The 19,431-nt window shown below is 41.4% G+C and carries 18 protein-coding genes; 12 read left to right on the forward strand and 6 right to left on the reverse strand.

All coding sequences use genetic code 11. The features are described from left to right. Positions 1-10 precede the first annotated feature (10 nt). The 4 genes from WBM49_RS10835 to WBM49_RS10850 form a co-directional block, all read right to left on the reverse strand. Entirely contained in the window at positions 11-1,279 is a 1,269-nt protein-coding gene (locus tag WBM49_RS10835; protein ID WP_424372068.1) for a sterol desaturase family protein, read from the reverse strand. Positions 1,280-1,336: 57 nt separating this feature from the next. Then, positions 1,337-1,927 (reverse strand): hypothetical protein, encoded by a 591-nt coding sequence (locus WBM49_RS10840; protein ID WP_424372069.1) that lies wholly within the window; start codon positions 1,925-1,927, stop codon positions 1,337-1,339. Between the two features lie 73 nt (positions 1,928-2,000). Next, a complete protein-coding gene (locus WBM49_RS10845; protein ID WP_424372070.1) occupies positions 2,001-2,663 on the reverse strand; it encodes a hypothetical protein in 663 nt (220 codons plus the stop codon). Positions 2,664-2,736: 73 nt separating this feature from the next. Further along, positions 2,737-5,370, reverse strand: a complete 2,634-nt coding sequence (locus WBM49_RS10850; RefSeq protein ID WP_424372071.1) for a valine--tRNA ligase — start codon at positions 5,368-5,370, stop codon at positions 2,737-2,739. A gap of 193 nt (positions 5,371-5,563) precedes the next feature. On the opposite strand from WBM49_RS10850, the gene WBM49_RS10855 reads away from it, so the two are divergent. Continuing rightward, entirely contained in the window at positions 5,564-5,950 is a 387-nt protein-coding gene (locus WBM49_RS10855) for a DUF1573 domain-containing protein (RefSeq protein WP_424372072.1), read from the forward strand. 39 nt (positions 5,951-5,989) lie between these two features. Here the strand turns inward: WBM49_RS10855 and WBM49_RS10860 are convergent, their stop codons facing one another. Beyond that, a complete protein-coding gene (locus tag WBM49_RS10860; RefSeq protein WP_424372073.1) occupies positions 5,990-7,333 on the reverse strand; it encodes an aspartyl protease family protein in 1,344 nt (447 codons plus the stop codon). 152 nt (positions 7,334-7,485) lie between these two features. Here WBM49_RS10860 and WBM49_RS10865 point away from each other — a divergent pair, with 152 nt between their 5' ends. The 9 genes from WBM49_RS10865 (at position 7,486) to WBM49_RS10905 (ending at position 16,415) form a co-directional block, all read left to right on the forward strand. Next, positions 7,486-8,679: a pyridoxal phosphate-dependent aminotransferase gene (locus WBM49_RS10865; protein ID WP_424372074.1), complete on the forward strand. Its 1,194-nt coding sequence runs from the start codon at positions 7,486-7,488 to the stop codon at positions 8,677-8,679. Beyond that, positions 8,676-9,689, forward strand: coding sequence for a UDP-N-acetylmuramate dehydrogenase (gene murB, locus WBM49_RS10870; RefSeq protein WP_424372075.1), 1,014 nt, complete (start codon positions 8,676-8,678; stop codon positions 9,687-9,689). The genes WBM49_RS10865 and murB overlap by 4 nt, the downstream gene beginning before the upstream one ends. Positions 9,690-9,967: 278 nt before the next feature. Next, positions 9,968-10,534 carry an RNA polymerase sigma factor gene (locus WBM49_RS10875; protein WP_424372076.1) on the forward strand — a complete coding sequence of 189 codons (567 nt, stop codon included), beginning with the start codon at positions 9,968-9,970 and terminating at the stop codon, positions 10,532-10,534. Continuing rightward, positions 10,531-11,289: an anti-sigma factor domain-containing protein gene (locus tag WBM49_RS10880; RefSeq protein WP_424372077.1), complete on the forward strand. Its 759-nt coding sequence runs from the start codon at positions 10,531-10,533 to the stop codon at positions 11,287-11,289. Before WBM49_RS10875 ends, WBM49_RS10880 begins: the two co-directional genes overlap by 4 nt. Before the next feature lie 75 nt (positions 11,290-11,364). Further along, positions 11,365-11,565: a membrane or secreted protein gene (locus tag WBM49_RS10885; RefSeq protein ID WP_424372078.1), complete on the forward strand. Its 201-nt coding sequence runs from the start codon at positions 11,365-11,367 to the stop codon at positions 11,563-11,565. Positions 11,566-11,634: 69 nt separating this feature from the next. Next, positions 11,635-12,177 (forward strand): RNA polymerase sigma factor, encoded by a 543-nt coding sequence (locus tag WBM49_RS10890; protein ID WP_424372079.1) that lies wholly within the window; start codon positions 11,635-11,637, stop codon positions 12,175-12,177. A gap of 64 nt (positions 12,178-12,241) precedes the next feature. Further along, positions 12,242-13,117: a lipoyl synthase gene (gene lipA / locus WBM49_RS10895; protein WP_424372080.1), complete on the forward strand. Its 876-nt coding sequence runs from the start codon at positions 12,242-12,244 to the stop codon at positions 13,115-13,117. A gap of 65 nt (positions 13,118-13,182) precedes the next feature. Further along, the gene (gene gap, locus WBM49_RS10900; RefSeq protein ID WP_424372081.1) at positions 13,183-14,193 is read left to right on the forward strand and encodes a type I glyceraldehyde-3-phosphate dehydrogenase; all 1,011 of its coding nucleotides are present in this window, start codon (positions 13,183-13,185) and stop codon (positions 14,191-14,193) included. Next, positions 14,190-16,415: a response regulator gene (locus WBM49_RS10905; protein WP_424372082.1), complete on the forward strand. Its 2,226-nt coding sequence runs from the start codon at positions 14,190-14,192 to the stop codon at positions 16,413-16,415. Before gap ends, WBM49_RS10905 begins: the two co-directional genes overlap by 4 nt. Here WBM49_RS10905 and lpxK read toward each other — a convergent pair. Further along, positions 16,410-17,399, reverse strand: coding sequence for a tetraacyldisaccharide 4'-kinase (lpxK, locus tag WBM49_RS10910; RefSeq protein ID WP_424372083.1), 990 nt, complete (start codon positions 17,397-17,399; stop codon positions 16,410-16,412). The genes WBM49_RS10905 and lpxK overlap by 6 nt on opposite strands. Before the next feature lie 47 nt (positions 17,400-17,446). Between lpxK and WBM49_RS10915 the strand changes: the two genes are divergently transcribed. Next, positions 17,447-18,541 (forward strand): Nif3-like dinuclear metal center hexameric protein, encoded by a 1,095-nt coding sequence (locus WBM49_RS10915; RefSeq protein WP_424372084.1) that lies wholly within the window; start codon positions 17,447-17,449, stop codon positions 18,539-18,541. 3 nt (positions 18,542-18,544) lie between these two features. Continuing rightward, positions 18,545-19,324: a zinc ribbon domain-containing protein gene (locus WBM49_RS10920; protein WP_424372085.1), complete on the forward strand. Its 780-nt coding sequence runs from the start codon at positions 18,545-18,547 to the stop codon at positions 19,322-19,324. Positions 19,325-19,431: the final 107 nt, after the last annotated feature.

Raw genomic sequence — 19,431 nt, forward strand, 5'->3', positions numbered from 1 at the left:
AAGATCATTATTAATAAGCAATTTCCTGATGTATTTCTGCACGTTCTATAAAGGTAAAATAGAATCCTCCAACTCCTGTAGTGACAAAATAAAGGCCAATTAGTAAACTTCCAGAACTCCAATACGCATCTACCCCAAACCAATCCCCTGTGTAACCAATAAGAATAATCCCGGCGAGGGCTCTGAAAAGTTCAATATAAAAAGCAAAGGTCTTACGATCCATTAAACTGGTATAACCAAAAATTCCCAGAAATATAAACGCCCCGAAAAGAAGTAAGCCTCCAAATCCTATGGCGGAATAATTATAGAACATAAAGAGAATAAGCAAAAGGGTAATCACCATTTGATAGATTGAATACCCTTTTAAAAAAGGGGATGCCTTTGTTTGATACCTGTTAAATGCATACACATCTTCTATGACCTCATAAGGGTATAGATCCTTTACGTCGGCCGGGCGCCAACCTGTAGGCATAAACCAGATCCTGAATTTATCGCGAATACTTCGGGTACGCCAGGCATCGAGCATAAGTCGCCACAGATGCTGAAAATTAATAAGGATAGGATTCCAGGTGTGTACGGGTTTTAATACTCCGTATTGCGGTGGCACATCTTCTAATTCTTCCTGAAACGTTCCAAACCATCTGTCCCAAACGCAGAGGATCTGACCTAAATTCTTATCAATATATTCCGTATTGATCGCATGGTGTACCCTGTGCTGTGAAGGCGTTACTATAATATATTCTAGCCAGCCCATCTTACCAATATGCTGGGTATGATACCAGAACTGGGCAAAAAGATGGATAGGTGCAATAATGGCTATCACCTCTGCCGGTACACCAAAAAGTGCCGCCGGAATAAGGAAGAGAGGGAAATAACCCAACAAATTAGAAATTGATTGTCGCAGGGCACAGGCCAGATTAAATTCCTCACTACTGTGATGGATCACATGTTGATTCCAAAAGAAATTGATATGATGACTGAGGCGATGATTCCAGTATCCTGCAAAATCGATCGCAAGAAAAGCGATTCCCCATACGAGCCACGTTGCTTTTACAGATGTTACGGCCAGGTGCTCCAATAAAAAAGGGTAACTGATTATGATCACCCCGAGACCCAGGGAATCCTTTACAATGTTGGTGAGTCCGGAACTAATACTGCTCACGGTATCGAGCACTTTGTGCTGTTGGTTCTTTACAAAATGGCCGTAAAGAATCTCAACCACAAGGAGAAGAATAAAAAAAGGAATTGCAAATAAGAGCGCTCTGGCGTATGTTTCCATAGGTCCTGATCAATAGGTTAAAGATAGTGAAATACCTATAAAATGTATTAAAGGCAATTAATTAAAAGGCCCCACCATAATGTGTGCCCTATGGGTGCCAGGGTCCATCAACCAGGGCATTCCCGGGGCATGAGGCTTATCTGGCAGTCCGGTTGATTCTGTGGTTGCAAATGGGGTATAGATCACATATCGGAACTTTCCATTTGGCAAGGCACCGGTAGAAGTATCATAATCCTCTTCCGTACCAAATAAGACATAGAGCATGCTGGGTTCTTTTGGCATAGATAAAACTCCTGATTCAATTTCCCGACCCCTTATTTCATTGCGTTCTTCTTGTGTTTTTCCCTGAGCGTTTAACTCCCTGCCTCTTGCCATAAAGGGCTCTAGTCTTTTGGAATAGCAACTTACGCTTATGCCTTTTCTGTTGGGATTATCTGCAATACATACCAGATTATTGGTTCCTTCCCGAAGCACTACAAACTCACCTTTTGCATTATACCCATACACCATGGCCGCATCTTTTTGACCCTCGGGCACGGGCAATACAGCCGTATTTATCTGTACTTCCCTGGGAAGTATTTTGGTAGTGTTTTCCTGAGAAGTCACATAGCATGGTAGCAAGGCGATCAATAAGAATAGTCGTTTCATTGTTTGTTACTTTCCTTAAAGATAGAAAAACAGCTTTAGATCTGCATTAAATCGATTCAAAAACTCAAAATGCTTAATTGCAGCTTAAGGCATAAGTATCTGCCTCATCTTTGGACCATTGTGATGGAATATCATTCAGTATCTCCTGGTTTACCTGAATGCACGTTAGAGGGTTATTTTCAACGGCAAAAGTATTTAACTGAAGATTATTTGGAATTCCGGAGATATCGATAGCTCCCAGGGTATTATCTGCTAATTGCAATACCTGAAGTGCCCCGTTATCTGAAATATCGAGTTGGGTTAGGTTGTTATTGGTAACAGCCAGTTTTTCCAGGATGTTCAAATTACTCACATTAATGCTGGTAAGTACATTGTTTTCAGCAAAAATGAATTTTAAAAGGGTATTTTGGGAGAGATCTAAAGAACTGATCTGATTATCATCTACCCTTAGATTTTCAAGCATGCTAAAATCAGTGATGCCCTGCAGACTGGTAATGCCTTTGTCATTTAATACCAGGGAGGTCACCATTTCTACTCTGCCGGTCACTACGGAGCCGTCTACCACATCGTCAATATCGAGCTCAACCAATGCCTCTTCAAAGGCCGCATCTGCAATAACCGTCCTTGCGATTGGTTGCATTGGGTTAGTATTATCGTTTGAAGTTTCTCCATCATTGGAGCACCCAAGCAAGCTGGCGAAGACACCAATTGCTGCAAGGTAGTTTATCTTTTTCATCTTTTTTTTGAGGTAAATATATTACAAGTACCTGATAATGCAGTGTTTATTAGGTTTATATTAAGAAAGAACCTTAGGATTCTCCTAAACCGGCCAGACTTTTTTCAAGGGTTTCAATTTTTTCTTCGGCGTCCATCGCTTTCTTTTTTTCCATGGCCACTACTTGTTCCGGAGCATTGTTTACAAAGCGTTCATTGGAGAGTTTTTTCGCTACAGACTTTAAAAATCCCCTGGTATAGGTTAATTCATCCTGTATTTTTTTAATTTCTGCCGCTACGTCTATGGCTCCTGTTACCGGAACAAAATATTCATTGCTTTTTACCCTGAAAGATATAGCTCCTTCGGGTGCTTTGGAAATAACTTTGATGGCCTCAATATTGGCTAGTTTTATTATGACCGCATCCCAGCGAGACGATACTTCCTGAGGATTTAAGGATTCGAGGTTCAGCGCCTCTTTCATAGGAATGTTCTTTTCTTTTCTGATCGTCCTGATACTGGAAATAACCTCAGTGGTGTAGGTAAACTCGCTTAAAAGTTTTGAGTTAACAGGGCTCATCTCGGGCCATGAGGAAACTACCAGCGCCTCCTCCGGGGTCCGGTCTGCCATACACTGCCAAACTTCTTCTGAAAGAAAAGGCATAAAGGGATGTAAGATCTTTAAATTCTTTTCAAACAATGAGATCACTTGTCCATAGGTAACCTCATCAATAGGCTGCTGGTAGGCTGGTTTTACGATCTCCAGGAACCAGGAGCAAAAATCGTCCCAAATGAGCTTATAGATAGCCATCAAGGCATCGGAGATCCGATACTTTGAAAAATGATCTTCGATCTCAACAAGGGTCTCATTGAATTTTGCTTCGTACCATGCTACACCTAATGCGGCGGCTTCCGGCTGTGATTGCTTGCTAACTTCCCATCCTTTTACCAGTCTGAAAGCGTTCCATATCTTATTGGCAAAGTTTTTCCCTTGCTGACAAAGTGACTCATCGAACAAGAGATCGTTCCCAGCAGCGGCACTGAGCATCAGGCCTACGCGTACCCCATCTGCTCCGTAATTTTCCATCAACTTAAGAGCATCGGGGGAATTGCCCAACTGTTTGGACATTTTTCGTCTTTCCTTATCCCTTACCAGGCCTGTGAAATAAACATTCTCAAAGGGTCTGTTGTTCCTGAATTCATACCCGGCAACAATCATCCGGGCAACCCAGAAAAAAATAATGTCCGGGCCCGTTACCAGGTCGTTCGTTGGATAATAATAATTCACCTCTTTGTTGTCTGGTTCCAGAATACCTCCAAACACACTTATGGGCCACAACCAGGATGAAAACCAGGTGTCCAGGACATCCTCGTCCTGACGCAGATCTTTTAGGCGTAAGACGGAGTTTCCGGATTTTTCCCTGGCTAATTTCAAAGCGTCTTCAGCATTTTCGGCCACCACATGGTCCGCCCCATTGCCGTAATAAAAGACCGGTATCTGTTGACCCCACCACAGTTGGCGGGAAATATTCCAATCCCGGATATTCTCCATCCAGAAACGATAGGTGTTCTCAAACTTCTTAGGAAAGAATCGAACTTCCTGAGTATCTAAAACTGCTTTGAGTGCAGGTTGAACCAGATCTTCCATTTTTAGGAACCACTGGTCTAGTAACCTGGGTTCAATGACCGCCTTGGTGCGCTCAGAAGTCCCTACTTTATTGGTATAGGCCTCTACCTTCGCCAAAGCTCCTAACTTTTCCAGTTCCTTGACTATTTCCTTGCGTACTATGAATCTGTCTTTCCCTTGGTAGTGTAATCCGTGCGAATTAAGAGTTGCATCTTCCTGAAAGATATCAATGGTCTCCAGGCCGTGTTTTTCTCCTAATTTCCAGTCATTTTCGTCATGTGCCGGTGTAACTTTTAGACAACCTGTTCCAAATTCCATATCCACATAGTCGTCAAGAATAATGGGAATTACCCTATTGCAAACCGGCACTATAGCATTTTTTCCATGCAAATGGTTAAAACGCTCATCATCGGGATGAATACAGATTGCCGTATCTCCCAAAATGGTTTCTGGCCTGGTTGTGGCAATGGTAAGTGAATCCTTGCTGCCTTCAATGGCATAGTTTAGGTAATATAATTGCCCTTGTTTTTCTTCATAGATCACTTCTTCATCGGATAAGGTTGTTTTTGCTTCAGGATCCCAGTTCACCATTCTATACCCCTTGTAAATAAGGCCTTTCTTATGTAAATCCACAAATACCTTAATCACAGAGGCAGACATATCGTCATCCATAGTGAATTTTGTCCTGTCCCAGTCACAGGAACACCCTAATTTTTTGAGTTGCTCCAGAATGACCCCTCCATAGGTATTGGTCCAATCCCAGGCGTGCTCTAAAAACTCTTCTCTGCTCAGATCAGACTTCAGTATTCCTTCTTCTTTGAGTTTAGCTACAACCTTGGCCTCGGTGGCGATCGATGCATGATCCATCCCAGGCACCCAGCAGGCGTTTTTCCCTAGTAGTCGGGCTCTTCTGATCAACACATCCTGCAGTGTATTATTCAACATATGCCCCATATGTAGGATCCCTGTAACATTGGGGGGTGGTATCACAATAGTATAGGGCTCTCTGTCATCGGGAAGCGACTTGAAATACTGGTGTTCTAACCAATATGCATACCATTTGTCTTCTATCTTTTTAGGCTCATATTTTGAAGGGATATTCATAATTGGTATGATTCTTGACTAGTTAATTGTGAATGTAAATTTCATGAATTATAAGGGCCCGAGCAATAGTTAAAGGGGACTAAAATCTAATTTTGAAATACGAAACAAAAATAAGTAACGTTAGTAGATAACAAAAGAATTTTGGATGTTGTTGCAAATATGCTACATTTGAGATTCCTCAAAAAGTAAAGTAATGAAAAAAATAGCAGTAGTATTGTTTATGGGCCTTATGGCTTTTAGCCTACAAGCTCAAGAAAAAATAGCAAAAATTCAATTTAAAGCCGAGACAGTAGACTATGGTATAATTGAAAAAGGAAGCGACGGTGTTCGTGTATTTGAATTTACAAACACAGGAGAGGTTCCTTTGATCATAAGCAAAGTAAGTTCTAGTTGTGGATGTACCATCCCTAAAAAACCAGAAGAGCCAATATTACCTGGAAAAACAGGTGAAATTCAGGTGAAATATGACACCAACAGAGTTGGTCCTATCAGAAAGGCCATTACGGTTATATCGAATGCAGATACTCCTACAAAGGTCTTAAAGATCAAGGGGGAAGTAAAAGCAATGGATGGAAAATAGTCCTTAACACTATATATAATAAAAACCCTGGCAGTAATGTCAGGGTTTTTTCTTGAATACGTCTTTAAGTGTAAAGGAAAATGTTAGGTCTTTGCTGTATCGTTCAATTAATAGGCGCACTTTCTTACCTTCTTTTTCATTGATCATATTCAGCACTTCCTGTAGTTTATATTTGTGAATACGTTTGCCGTTTACCGCCAGGATGATATCACCCTCTTTCAGGCCTGCTTCCTCTGCAGGACTGCCTGCTCTTATTCCCGATACGATAATTTCCGGCACCAGACTTAGTCGGGTTCGGTTCTCCATAAGGATTTGCACATCCCCAAAGGAGCGTTCATCGTTTCTCACTACCCCACGAGAGTCTGTAATTCGTTCGGCAATATAACGCACCCCATTGTGCTGCAATTCCAACCCGCTCATATTAAATTTAAAAGGAGCACTAAAATTACTGTTCTTTCTAAGGAGTATCTCATTACCCGGATAATTGAAGACAATATTGAATCTTCTCAGGATCTCTCCCCCTACGGTTCCATTCCGGTCTCCGTGATCTTTTATACTGCTAAAAGAGAACATATCGGGGAAGGCAGCCTTGGCATCCTTTAATAAAAAACTGCCGAGTTTTACACTGTGTACCTTGGTCCGTTTGCCAAAAATATTTCCGTTTAGACCTTTTCCCAGATAATCCACGTAGTGTTTAGTGGGAACATTAATACCTTTTTCAAGGTTCTGAAACAGCCATACAGCATCACTACTCCCTGTATCTACCAGCAATTTAACACCTACGTCTGTTTCCTCATCAAAACTCACCTCTCCATCTATGTAGGCTTTTCTGTCTATAATGGCCAGAGGTAAGGTTTCCGTGTTCTTTGATCGCCTGGGTTTGTAATATTTCGGATCTATGAATCTGATCGATTTCTTTCCGTAATTAATATCAACTACAAAATCGCGAAAAAGATCAAATCCTATAATCCCATGAATAGGTAGACCCAGTGTAGGAGAGAAATTTATATCCTTGTCTAACACCACAAAGAGCTGCTGGTTGTTATTCCTAATTTTCTTTAATCTGAAACTATTCCCAATAGAATTTAACGCCTTTATGGGTTCACCGGCTCCCAACCCATTGATCGTCATTTCAGAAACATTTTTTAATTCAATAGAATCCTTATCGGAGAGGTTAAAAAGTATTGGCTTGCTTACACCGGAGTCCAAGATAAAATTAAGTTCTGCATTGTTGATCTCCAAGGGGATAACAATGAGGTTATTGATGAGCTGAAAACTTACTTTTTGGGACTTCACTCCTTCGGGTAACTGAAATTTCTGTGTCAATCCTACAAAAGGAAGGCAACAGAAAAATGCTACTATGTACCAGGAACTGATTCGCAAAATATTGTGGTTTAAACGATTACTTCTCTAAGATACAAATTATATTAAAGGGTTGCCCTGCTTTTAACATTCTCTTTGATAGAGAATAATAATACAATTCCCTGTTGTTTTGTCCATGGGGATTTCCCATTTTTGCTTAAAATTTATCCACGATGCCTTCTATTTCAAAGAAAGGGCGTTCCATGCCCGAATCCCCCATCAGAAAGTTAGTTCCCTTTGCAGAAGACGCAAGAGAAAGAGGTGTTGAGGTTATTCACCTGAATATTGGGCAACCCGACATCAAGACACCTCAGGTGGCACTCGATGCGGTGAAAAATAATACCATTGAGGTCTTGTCCTACAGCAGAACGGAGGGTACAGACCAATACCGAAAGAAAATTGCGCACTATTACGCAAAGCATGATATAAAGGTGACTCATAAAGACATCATTGTAACCACAGGTGGTTCAGAGGCACTTGCATTTGCCATGGGTAGCATTGCAGATTCTGAGGATGAGATCATCATTCCCGAGCCATTTTATGCCAATTATAACGGTTTTGCCGTGGCTGCAGGCGTCAATGTAGTCCCTGTGGTTTCTAACATTGAAGACAATTTTGCCCTGCCTCCCATAGAAGCTTTTGAAGCCTGTATAACCCCCAGAACAAAGGCCATACTGATCTGTAATCCCGGGAACCCTACAGGGTACTTATACACCAAGGAGGAGATTAAGAAACTAGCCAAATTGGTTCTAAAATACGATCTCTTTCTGGTCGCAGATGAAGTTTACAGAGAATTTGCCTATGACGGAGCACAACACTATTCCATTTTGCAGGAAGATGGATTGGAAGATCACGCCATCGTCGTAGACTCCGTATCCAAAAGATACAGCATGTGTGGTGCCCGTATTGGATTCCTTGTTACGCGGAACAAAGCAGTTATCCAGGCAGCTTTGAAATTTGCACAGGCACGACTGTCGCCACCAACCTATGCTCAAATAGCCAGTGAAGCGGCTTTAGAAACCCCGCAATCGTATTTTGATGCGGTCATAGAGGAATATGTAGAACGGAGGAACATCCTCTTAGAGGAGCTCGCTAAGATCCCCGGGATCAAGGTTGGTAATCCACAAGGGGCTTTTTATTGTATAGTTGAACTTCCTATTAAAGATGCAGACCATTTTGCCCAATGGCTGTTAGAAAAATTTGAAGTGAATGGTAAAACCGTCATGGTAGCTCCAGCAGCAGGATTTTATGCTACCGAAGGATTGGGGAAAAATCAGATTCGGATAGCCTATGTGCTGGAAAAAGAGCAACTCATTAGCGCGGTTGCGATTTTAAAACAGGCACTTAATACTTATTCTAAGGCGTGATAATTAAAGAACATGTTTCCTTACAGCCCTATAATACCTTTGGCATAAATGCCAAAGCCCGTTATTTTGCAGAGGTTAAGACGCTAGACGAATTAAGCTGGGTAATGCAACAAAGATCCTATCCAAAAAAGCTAATCCTGGGTGGAGGGAGTAATATGTTACTTACAGGAGATTTGGATGCGCTGGTCATCCTCATAAGTCTGAAAGGAAAGGAGATTGTAGAAAGAGAAGAAGACCATATTGAAATTCGCGTGATGGCGGGTGAGAATTGGCACGAATTGGTACTTTGGAGCCTAGAACACGGCTTTGGCGGGCTGGAAAATCTCTCCTTGATTCCGGGGAGCGTTGGCAGTGCCCCCATTCAAAACATTGGCGCCTACGGAGTTGAATTAAAAGATCATTTCGTTTCTTGTGAGGCAATGGAGTTGGCTACTCAGCATCTTCAAACCTTTTCTCTTGAAGAATGCCAATTTGGATACAGAGATTCATATTTTAAACAGGCGGGCAAGGGGAAATACGTGATCTGCTCGGTAAGTTTTAGATTAAGCACCCAAAATCATACGCTTCGCACGGAATATGGCACTATAGCCGCTGAATTAAGAAATTCCGGCGTATTGCATCCTACCATACAAGACATTTCAAGGGCTGTTATAAGGATCAGACAGCAAAAACTTCCGGATCCTGCCATCCTGGGTAACAGCGGGAGCTTTTTTAAGAATCCTGTCATTACTACTTCCACCTATGAAAAACTTCAGTTAAAGTATCCAGATATGCCTTCCTACAAGGTCTCAGAAAAGCATGTCAAGGTTCCTGCCGCATGGATGATCGATTCTTGTGGCTTTAAAGGCTACCGAAAAGGAGACGCAGGCGTACATGAACACCAGGCGCTGGTATTGGTAAATTACGGGGAGGCAACGGGCGCTGAAATACTGCAGCTTGCGGAACAAATTCAGGAAAAGGTCCAAAAAACCTTTGGGATCCCCATCGTACCTGAGGTAAACATTCTTTAAAAGGGAAAATCCTTATAGACCATTCCATACGGAATTTCACTTTTCACCCTGCTCTTCAGCCAGTAAAAAATTACCCCCGAACTTTGAGCGTCCGAGGGTATTTTCAAACCAAACTAACCAAAAACTAAATGCGCAATAACCAGTTGCACATTTATCTAATTAAATGTAAGATCACGTTAATTTAAGAATCAATTTTATAAATTAGCGTTTCCACTATATACGCAACAAATGATATTTTTGGATGCCCCGGGGGTATTTTTTAATATCTCGATCCAATCATGAGCATACTTCTTGAAAAACATATTGTTGAATTATTGCAAGAACGCAATGACAAGGCTATATCCCTTTTGTATGACCATTATGGCGACACCCTGTTTGGAGTTGCCTATAAGGTGGTAAAGGATGAAGAATTAGCCCAGGACATTGTACAGGAAAGCTTTGTGAAGATCTGGAAAAAATCTGATACCTATGATCCTTCTAAAGCCAAACTCTTTACATGGTTGTTCCGTATCACCAGAAATACGGCCATAGACAAATTGCGAAGCGTTAAAACCAAAACCGATAAGGAAATCCAAATTGACAATTCTAACGTATATAAAATTGGAGTGGACAGTATAAGGCCTGAGCTCATGGACATTCAAGAGAACCTTGACAAGATTGAAAGTAAGTATCAAATAGTCTTAGATGCACTTTTCTTTCAGGGAATGACTCAGCAAGAGGCCAGTGAAGAATTAGATATTCCTTTGGGCACCATAAAATCCAGATTAAAAATAGGATTACGGGAACTCAAGAAAATTTATGGATCTTCCCTCGCGCTGTTAGCCCTATTAACATTAGTATCATGAAAGACAAGATAATATCATTTTTAGAATCGGACCTTTTGGAGAAATACCTTTTAGGTGCCACAACAGGGGAAGAAACAGCCCGGGTAGAACGGTACATCGTAATGTATCCCGAAGTGAGGAAAAACTTTGAAGAACTTCAGGAAAATCTGGAGATTTTTGCACGCCTGCATACGATGAGGTCTCCTGAAGGACTAAAAGCTAAGATCTTGCAAAGGATTAGATCTCAGGACCTCGGCAGGAAAAAATTCAGAAGATTCGCAGTTGCGGCAAGTGTTGCTGCCTTTCTTTTTGCCGGTTCCTCTTACTTTTTCTGGGATCAGAACAAGAATCTGAAGAATGAAAATACCATTGTAAACAACCGGATCCAGAACCTGGAAGCCGATATGAAGCAGCAATTGGAAGATGTGAGAAATCAGTTTATTGTGCTGAATAATCCGCAGACCAAGAAGTTTTATGTAAACGGCAATGAGAAAGCAAAAGACCTTAAAGCCGTGGCTTACGTAAATCCCGTTAAGAAATTATCCTACATCAATGTGCGAAGTCTGCCAAACCTTCCCCAAGATAAGGTATATCAAATGTGGGCAGAGGTAAATGGGGAAATGGTCAATTTAGGTATCATCAAGAAAATTGAAGATAGGGACCGTTTGTTGCCACTACCCTATGGAAAGAATGCCATAAGTTATATCACCATTGAGCCTACGGGAGGCAATGATAGTCCAACGGTGCAAAACATTGTCGCCAACATTTCATATTAAACACATACTCCCAGATAATATTTATAAGCCCCTTTGTTGGGGCTTATTTTTTATATCTTTGTACAAAGTTGTAACATGAAGTTAGTTTTATTGACCATAGGGCTGCTAGCAATTGCATTTGCTGGGATCGCCGTTAAGATCTGGACTCAGAAAGACGGTAAATTTGCGGGTACCTGTGCCAGTCAAAGTCCGTTCTTAAATAAAAATGGAGAACCTTGTGGAATGTGTGGAAAACTTCCGGAAGAACAAGATTGTCAGAAAGAAATCATCGGTTAGTTACCATCCAGAACAAACCTATTCGCTTACCTTAGTCAGCAACACATTTTGGAAACCTCATCCCACTCAATGAAGGAAACCATAGAAAAAGCCAAAGCAGGGAATCAGATTGCCTTTAGTAATCTCCTGGATACCTATTGGAATGAAGTGTATGGCTTTCAGCTTGGACGCACCAAGAATGAGAATGATGCAGAAGATATCACCATACAGACCTTCTCACGAGCATTCGATAAAATTCAAAGTTATGACGATGCGTATGAATTCAAAACCTGGCTATTTACAATTTCTAAAAACCTTCATGTTGACCTGATCAGAAAAAAAAGGAGAAATGTCCTCGAACACAATTCACCGAGAGATCAGGAGGTCATTAAAAAGCTTCTGGATGATGCCCCTACCGCCGAAGATCAGTTAATAATAGAACAGAACCTCGCAAATCTTCTTGCACACATAAAGAAATTAAAGCCTCATTATCAGGAGGTCATCAACCTTCGTTATTTCAGGGAACTTTCCTACGCGGCCATTGCTGAAGAATTGGGGGAGCCAATCAATAATATCAAAGTTAAAATTCTCAGGGCTAAAAAGCTTCTTGCAGAAATCATTAAAGCGCAGTGAGAAGTTGGCCTACAGCCCAAATTTTAGGATTAATTTTGTTTGTATATTTGTTTAAAATATTTCTATGAACCCAGAAACTGTAACCAGTACAACGATACCAAAGGGAAAACCCAAGTGGCTGAGAGTGAAGCTTCCTACGGGTAAAAGATATACTCAATTGCGCAGCCTGGTAGATAAGTACGATCTTCATACTATCTGTACCTCCGGGAGTTGTCCCAACATGGGTGAATGTTGGGGGGAAGGCACAGCAACCTTTATGATTCTGGGAAATGTTTGTACCCGCTCTTGCGGTTTTTGCGGAGTTAAAACCGGGCGACCTGAACAAGTAGATTGGGAAGAACCCGAAAAGGTGGCCAGATCTATCAAGATCATGGGAATAAAACACGCAGTGGTTACCTCGGTAGACAGAGATGACCTAAAGGACATGGGTTCTATAATCTGGGCTGAAACTGTGAAGGCTATCAGACGAATGAACCCGGAGACTACCCTGGAGACACTTATCCCTGATTTTCAGGGAATAGAAAAACACCTGGACAGGATCGTAAAAGTAGCTCCTGAAGTGGTGTCTCACAATATGGAAACCGTAAAGAGATTAACCAGAGAAGTTCGTATTCAGGCCAAATATGAGCGAAGTTTAGGCGTTTTAGAATACTTAAAAGAAGCAGGGGTGAACAGAACAAAATCTGGAATTATGCTTGGCCTGGGTGAACTAGAGGAAGAGGTCATAGAGACCATGTGCGATCTGCGAAAGGCCAAGGTAGATGTAGTAACCATAGGACAGTACCTTCAACCTTCAAAAAAACACTTGCCTGTTAAGGAGTTTATTACCCCCGAACAATTCAAAAAATACGAAACCCTGGGACTGGAAATGGGCTTTAGACATGTAGAAAGTGGAGCGCTTGTTCGCTCATCTTACAAAGCACATAAACACATCCTTTAGCAATCACAAACCTATCTTTTTCATACATACCTTAGGTTTTTCAGAACAGTTGGTATTAACGGCCTATGAGAACAATAAATATTGGCATCAATGGATTTGGTCGTATAGGCAGAACCCTCTTCCGACTACTACAGGGACATCCCTATATTAGGGTCACAGCCATCAACGATCTTGCAGACGCCAGAACCCTTTCTCATCTCTTAAAGTACGACAGTATACATGGTCCTTTTCAACAGGAGGTAGGTTATCTGGAAAATGCCATTGTGGTCAATAAGAAAGTCATTGAAATGCAGCATCAGGAGCATCCAAAGGACATTGACTGGCGCTTGGGCAAGGTAGACGTAGTGGTGGAAGCTACCGGAAAATTTAAGTCGGTTTCGTCCCTGGAACACCATTTAAAGAATGGAGCTAAAAAGGTACTGCTTACTGTTCCTCCAAGTGATGAGGACATCAAAATGATCGTTTTTGGTGTAAATGAGGACATCCTCACTGCCTCAGACCACATCATCTCCAATGCCTCCTGCACCACAAATAATGCAGCCCCTATGATTAAGGTGTTGCATGAACATTGGGGGGTAGAACAGGCCTACATCACAACCGTACATTCCTACACCTCAGATCAGAGCCTGCACGACAGGCCACACAGGGATCTGAGGCGAGCCCGGGCTGCGAGCCAATCCATTATTCCTACAACCACAGGTGCCGCCAAGGCGCTTACACATATCTTCCCGGATTTAGCTGGTGTTATTGGAGGTTGCGGGATACGCGTTCCTGTTCCAAATGGCTCATTAACAGACATTACCCTCAACTTAAAAAAAGATACCACCATTAAGGAAATTAATGATACTTTTGAGAAGGTTGCTGAAAATGAGCTAAAAAACGTACTTTTTTTTACGAAAGACCCTATAGTTTCTGTAGATATAAACAATAGTTACTATTCCTGTACGTTTGATTCTCAGATGACTTCTGTACTTGGTAAAATGGTGAAGGTGATTGGATGGTATGACAATGAAACGGGGTACAGCAGCCGACTTATTGATGTAATACAAATGTTGGAACATAAAAAATACCTTTGATATTTTTAAAACCACATCATAATCGTATTTACTTATTAGCCCTGCTAGGGCTTTTTTGGTTTGCAAACCCCCTATGGTCGCAAGGCTCAGAGACCATAGACGAGAAGTTAGCGCAGTATTTTAAGGAATACACCACCTACAAGAACGAGGGTAAGATAGACAAGGCATTAGACATCCTCGATGAAGCAAGAAAATTATCAGAAAACAGCCTGAATGAAAAGGGTACTATTGACACCTATAACCGGTTCGCCCTATTAAATCTACAGAGGGGTGATACCACTAATGCGGAATTTTTCCTGGCTCGGGCCTCAAAACTCTTAGAGGACTATAAATCATACCCTTCCGGAGAGGGTTTCTATAAATACGTGAATGCAAGACTGCTGTATAATTCGGATCTTAATTTTCAAGCGATTAAAAGTTTGGAGGAAGCCAAGACCCTAAGTAATGACAGAAACCTTCTGAATAACATGCTGCTTTTAGAGGGTCTTATTTTTATAAACATTGAGGATTACGAAAAGGCAGCAGTAAGCTTTAACTCCCTCATTGTTAATACAGACGATATAGAAAAGGCCTATTTGACTGCCAGAGCCCATCTGGGACTGGCGGATCTAAATATTCGCACAGAAGATTATGAGGAAAGCATAAAAAATGGTTTAAGCGCTATTGCACTGGCCAAGGCCAATAACTTTAGTATCGAATTACTTCAGGCTACAGAATACCTGGCGAAGGCTAATGAACTGCGCCAAAATTATAAACTGGCACTAAAGTACAAGGAAAGTATTGTTGAAATTAAAGACTCCATCTTTACCCTGGATAAGGTGAAAGCAGAAACCAACAAGGCCGATAAACTGGCTATGGAGGAGGCCAAGACCGAGATCAACAGGCAAGATGAACGTATTGCGGCTTTAAGCGAATCTGCGAACAGATCTGAAATTACCGCGATCTTAACTTCCGCATTCCTGACCATTATTTCTTTACTGGCCGTTTCTCTTTACAGAAATAACCAGATCAAATTAAAAACCAATGACCTGCTGCAAACCAAAAATAAGGAATTACAAGCTGCCAGGGATGCTGCCGTACAGGCCATGGAGGCCAAGACCAACTTTTTGTCTACGGTAAGTCATGAGCTTAGAACACCCCTCTATGCCGTTACAGGACTCACTCACTTGCTGCTCGAAGAGAATCCGAGTGCAAATCAGAAGGAACATCTTAAATCCCTGAAGTTTTCGGGCGACTATCTGCTGAATTTCATTAATGACATATTACAGATCAATAAAATTGATGCCGATAAATTAGAGCCTTCCAGCATAGATTTTTACCTGAAAAAGATCCTTAGTGAAGTGATCGATTCCTTGCAACAAAGTGCGAAACAGAATAAGACTAAAATTACACTCAACTATGACGATGAGATTCCTCAGCATTTGATGAGTGATCCGTTAAAACTATCTCAGATATTTATCAATCTTATCGGAAACTCCATCAAGTTCACCAAAAATGGAGAAGTTACCATGATCGCTAAACTGGTTAAAAAAGAAGAAGAGAATGTTACTCTCTACTTTGAGGTAAAAGATACGGGAATTGGGATCTCTCATGAACAACAACAACATATCTTCGACAGCTTTGAGCAAGGGTCTATACAGATCAATCGTGAATACGGGGGTACCGGACTTGGACTTACCATTGTAAAGAGCTTATTAGGTCTTTTCGACAGTGAAATCCAATTGCGTAGTCAGGAAGGCAAGGGAAGTTCTTTCTTCTTTGAACTGGTGTTGAAGTCTAAGGACGATATAGTAGATGATATACCTTTTGAAATGGAACAGAAAGAATACGATCTAAATGGATTACATGTACTGGTGGTTGAAGACAACAAGATCAACCAGGTCATCACCAAAAAAATGCTCAATAAACGCGGGGTAAGTTGTGATATTGCTGAAAACGGCCTGGAAGCCATAGACCACGCGAACAGAAATCAGTACGACGGCATTTTAATGGACATACATATGCCTGGTATAAGTGGTGTGGAAGCTACCATTGAGATCCGCAAATTTGACAGGGAAACGCCCATTATAGCGCTAACTGCTATCTCCTTGGATGACAGCCTTGAAACTTTCTATGCTGCCGGTTGTAATGATGTAGTAACCAAACCATTTAAACCAGAGGTGTTCTATCAAAAATTAGGAGAGAATTTCTTTGAACACAAACAAAAGAAATCGGCTTCATAAATTTTTGATCGCCTTATTGAGCAGATCTTTCCCATTGCCCAGAAATACGTGTTTTACACTAATAAAATAAGCGTTCGGCAGCCTTCCCCCCATTCTGGTAAAATCCTTTTCTGTAGTCAGAATTACAGGAAATAAAGAAAGTTCTTCGTATTCTTTCATCGTAAAAAAATGATGATCCGGAAATCTCCGATGCGAATAGGTAATATGCTGTGCACTCAAAAACTGAAGTAAGGGATCCGGATTTGCAATCCCTGTTACCAATAAAATGTTATCCCCCAGATCTTTCAGGTTTATAGTGCCTTTTAGGCCATATGCCTTTTGTTCATATTCAAATCCACAGAACAAGAGTTGTTGCCCGGTTAAGGGTTTTAAGCGCTTTTTTATCGCTGCCTGGACCTCTTTGCTCAAGGTAAGAGGACATTTAGTTACGATGATCACATGAGCTCTGCGGGCCTCTTTTTTGTGATCCCGCAGATTACCTGTGGGTAAATACCAATCATCTATGTATAGATCGTTAAAAGCAGTCAACAAAATATACATACTCGCCATTACCTTCCTATGCTGATAGGCATCGTCCAAAAGAATATACCTTGGAGAAATTTGATGCTCTATTTTGGCTATCCCCCGCTGCCTATTGGCATCTACAGCCACAAAATTCTCAGGAAATTTTTTAGAGATCTGTAAAGGTTCATCGCCTACTTCCTCCGCATTTAGTTCAGGCGTTACACGGAGAAAGCCAGTAGACCCTCGTTTGTAGCCTCTGCTCAATACTGCCACTTTCCCAAGCGGGGACATCTGCTCTAAGAGCCATTCTATCATGGGCGTTTTACCGGTACCCCCGGTGCTGAGATTACCCACACAAATAATGGGTGTTTTAAAGGTTTTAGAAGAAAATATCCCATAATCATAACACACATTCCGCAGATAAACCACCAAGGCATACAGCAGGGAAAATGGAAATACTAATTTTCTAAGGACTTGCATCGGAACGAAAATATAATATTTTATCTTTGAACCTTGGGATTTTTAAAATGATTGTACAAGATGTTGCGGATCTGCTGGAAGAACTGGCGCCTTTGGCAAATGCCGAGGGCTTTGACAATGTAGGGCTATTGGTTGGTTCGCCGGAGGCAAAAGTCACAGGAATACTAGTTACACTAGATACCTTGGAAAATGTGGTAGACGAAGCCATCGCCAAAAACTACAACCTTATCATTAGCTTTCACCCAATAATTTTTAAGGGACTTACCAAGATCACAGGAAAAACCTATGTGGAACGTGTTGTGGCCAAAGCCATCCAACACGGGATAAACATTTACAGCATGCATACTGCCTTAGACAATGTAACCGAAGGAGTCAATGGCAAAATATGCGAGGTGCTGGGCATTTTGGAACCACAAATATTAATTCCAAAAACCGAGACCCTCCTAAAATTAACCAGCTATATCCCCAAAAATGCGATAGAACAGGTAAAAGGAGCCCTTTTTGCGGCCGGTGGTGGTAGCATAGGAAACTACAGCCATTGTAGTTTTACCCTGGAGGGAATAGGCAGTTTCAGACCAGAAAGTGGGGCTCAACCTGCAATTGGCAAGTTGGAGGAAACACATTTTGAAGAGGAAGTACAATTGCACATGACCTTTCCAAAAAGACTCAGAAGTACTATGTTAAAAGCCTTGTTTGGGAGTCACCCCTATGAAGAGGTAGCGTATGAACTTACCAGCCTTGTCAATGAGCATCAGCATTTGGGAATGGGGATGATAGGAAATTTGGCTACTCCTAAAGAGGAGGAAGCTTTCCTGCAACATCTTAAAAAAAGCATGCACCTTTCCTGTATCCGTCATTCTGACTTGCTCAAGAAACCAATTAAAAAAGTTGCCGTACTTGGCGGCAGTGGAGCTTTTGCCATAGCTGCGGCTAAGGCCCAGGGAGCAGATATATTCGTGACTGCCGATATAAAATACCACCAGTTCTTCGAGGCTGAAAATAAGATGATCATTGCGGATATAGGACATTATGAATCAGAACAATACACAAAAAACCTATTGGTAGATTATCTTACAAAAAAAATCCCTAATTTTGCAGTCGCTTTATCAGAAAGCATAACAAATCCCATTAAGTACTTTTAATATATGGCAGCAAAGAAAGAAGCTACAGTAGAGGATAAATTAAGAGCCTTGTACGATCTCCAACTAATTGATTCTAGGGTAGATGAGATCCGAAATGTTCGCGGCGAATTGCCTTTAGAGGTGGAAGACCTCGAAGACGATGTTTTAGGACTTAAAACCAGAATGGATAAGTTAAAGACCGATTTGGAAACCATCAACTACGAGATCACCGCCAAGAAAAATCTTATTGACGAGGCAAAGGTCCTGATCAAGAAATACGCTGACCAGCAGAAGAACGTTAGAAACAGTCGGGAATTTAACTCCCTTGCCAAGGAAGTGGAATTCCAGGAATTGGAAATTCAACTGGCTGAGAAAAATATCAAGGAATTCAAAGTTCAGATCGAACAGAAAAAAGAGGTGATCGCAGAAACCAAGGAAAGATTATCTGAAAGGGAATCGCACCTTAAACATAAAAAGAGTGAATTAGATGCGATCCTTGCCGAAACCGAAAAAGAAGAAAAGGCCCTCTTGGAACAGTCCGATATTTATGAAAAACAAATAGAAGATCGTTTAGTTAAGGCCTATAAAAGAATTCGGGTAAATGTAAAAAACGGACTAGCCGTGGTGCCTATTGAAAGGGGTGCCTCCGGGGGATCTTTCTTTACAATACCACCTCAGGTACAGGTTGAGATCGCTTCCAGGAAAAAGATCATCACTGACGAGCACAGTGGCCGTATCCTGGTAGATCCTGTTCTGGCTGAAGAAGAGCAGCAGAAGATGCACAAAATGTTCGACAAGATCTAAAATGAATTTATTCTTATCATAGAAGGCCATCTGAAATAGATGGCCTTTTTTTATACCTTTAGGAAAGCGCTAAAATATTTCCGGGATGTACCGCATACTGTTTTATG

It is taken from the genome of Muriicola sp. (assembly GCF_049669965.1).
Taxonomy (GTDB): domain Bacteria; phylum Bacteroidota; class Bacteroidia; order Flavobacteriales; family Flavobacteriaceae; genus Muriicola.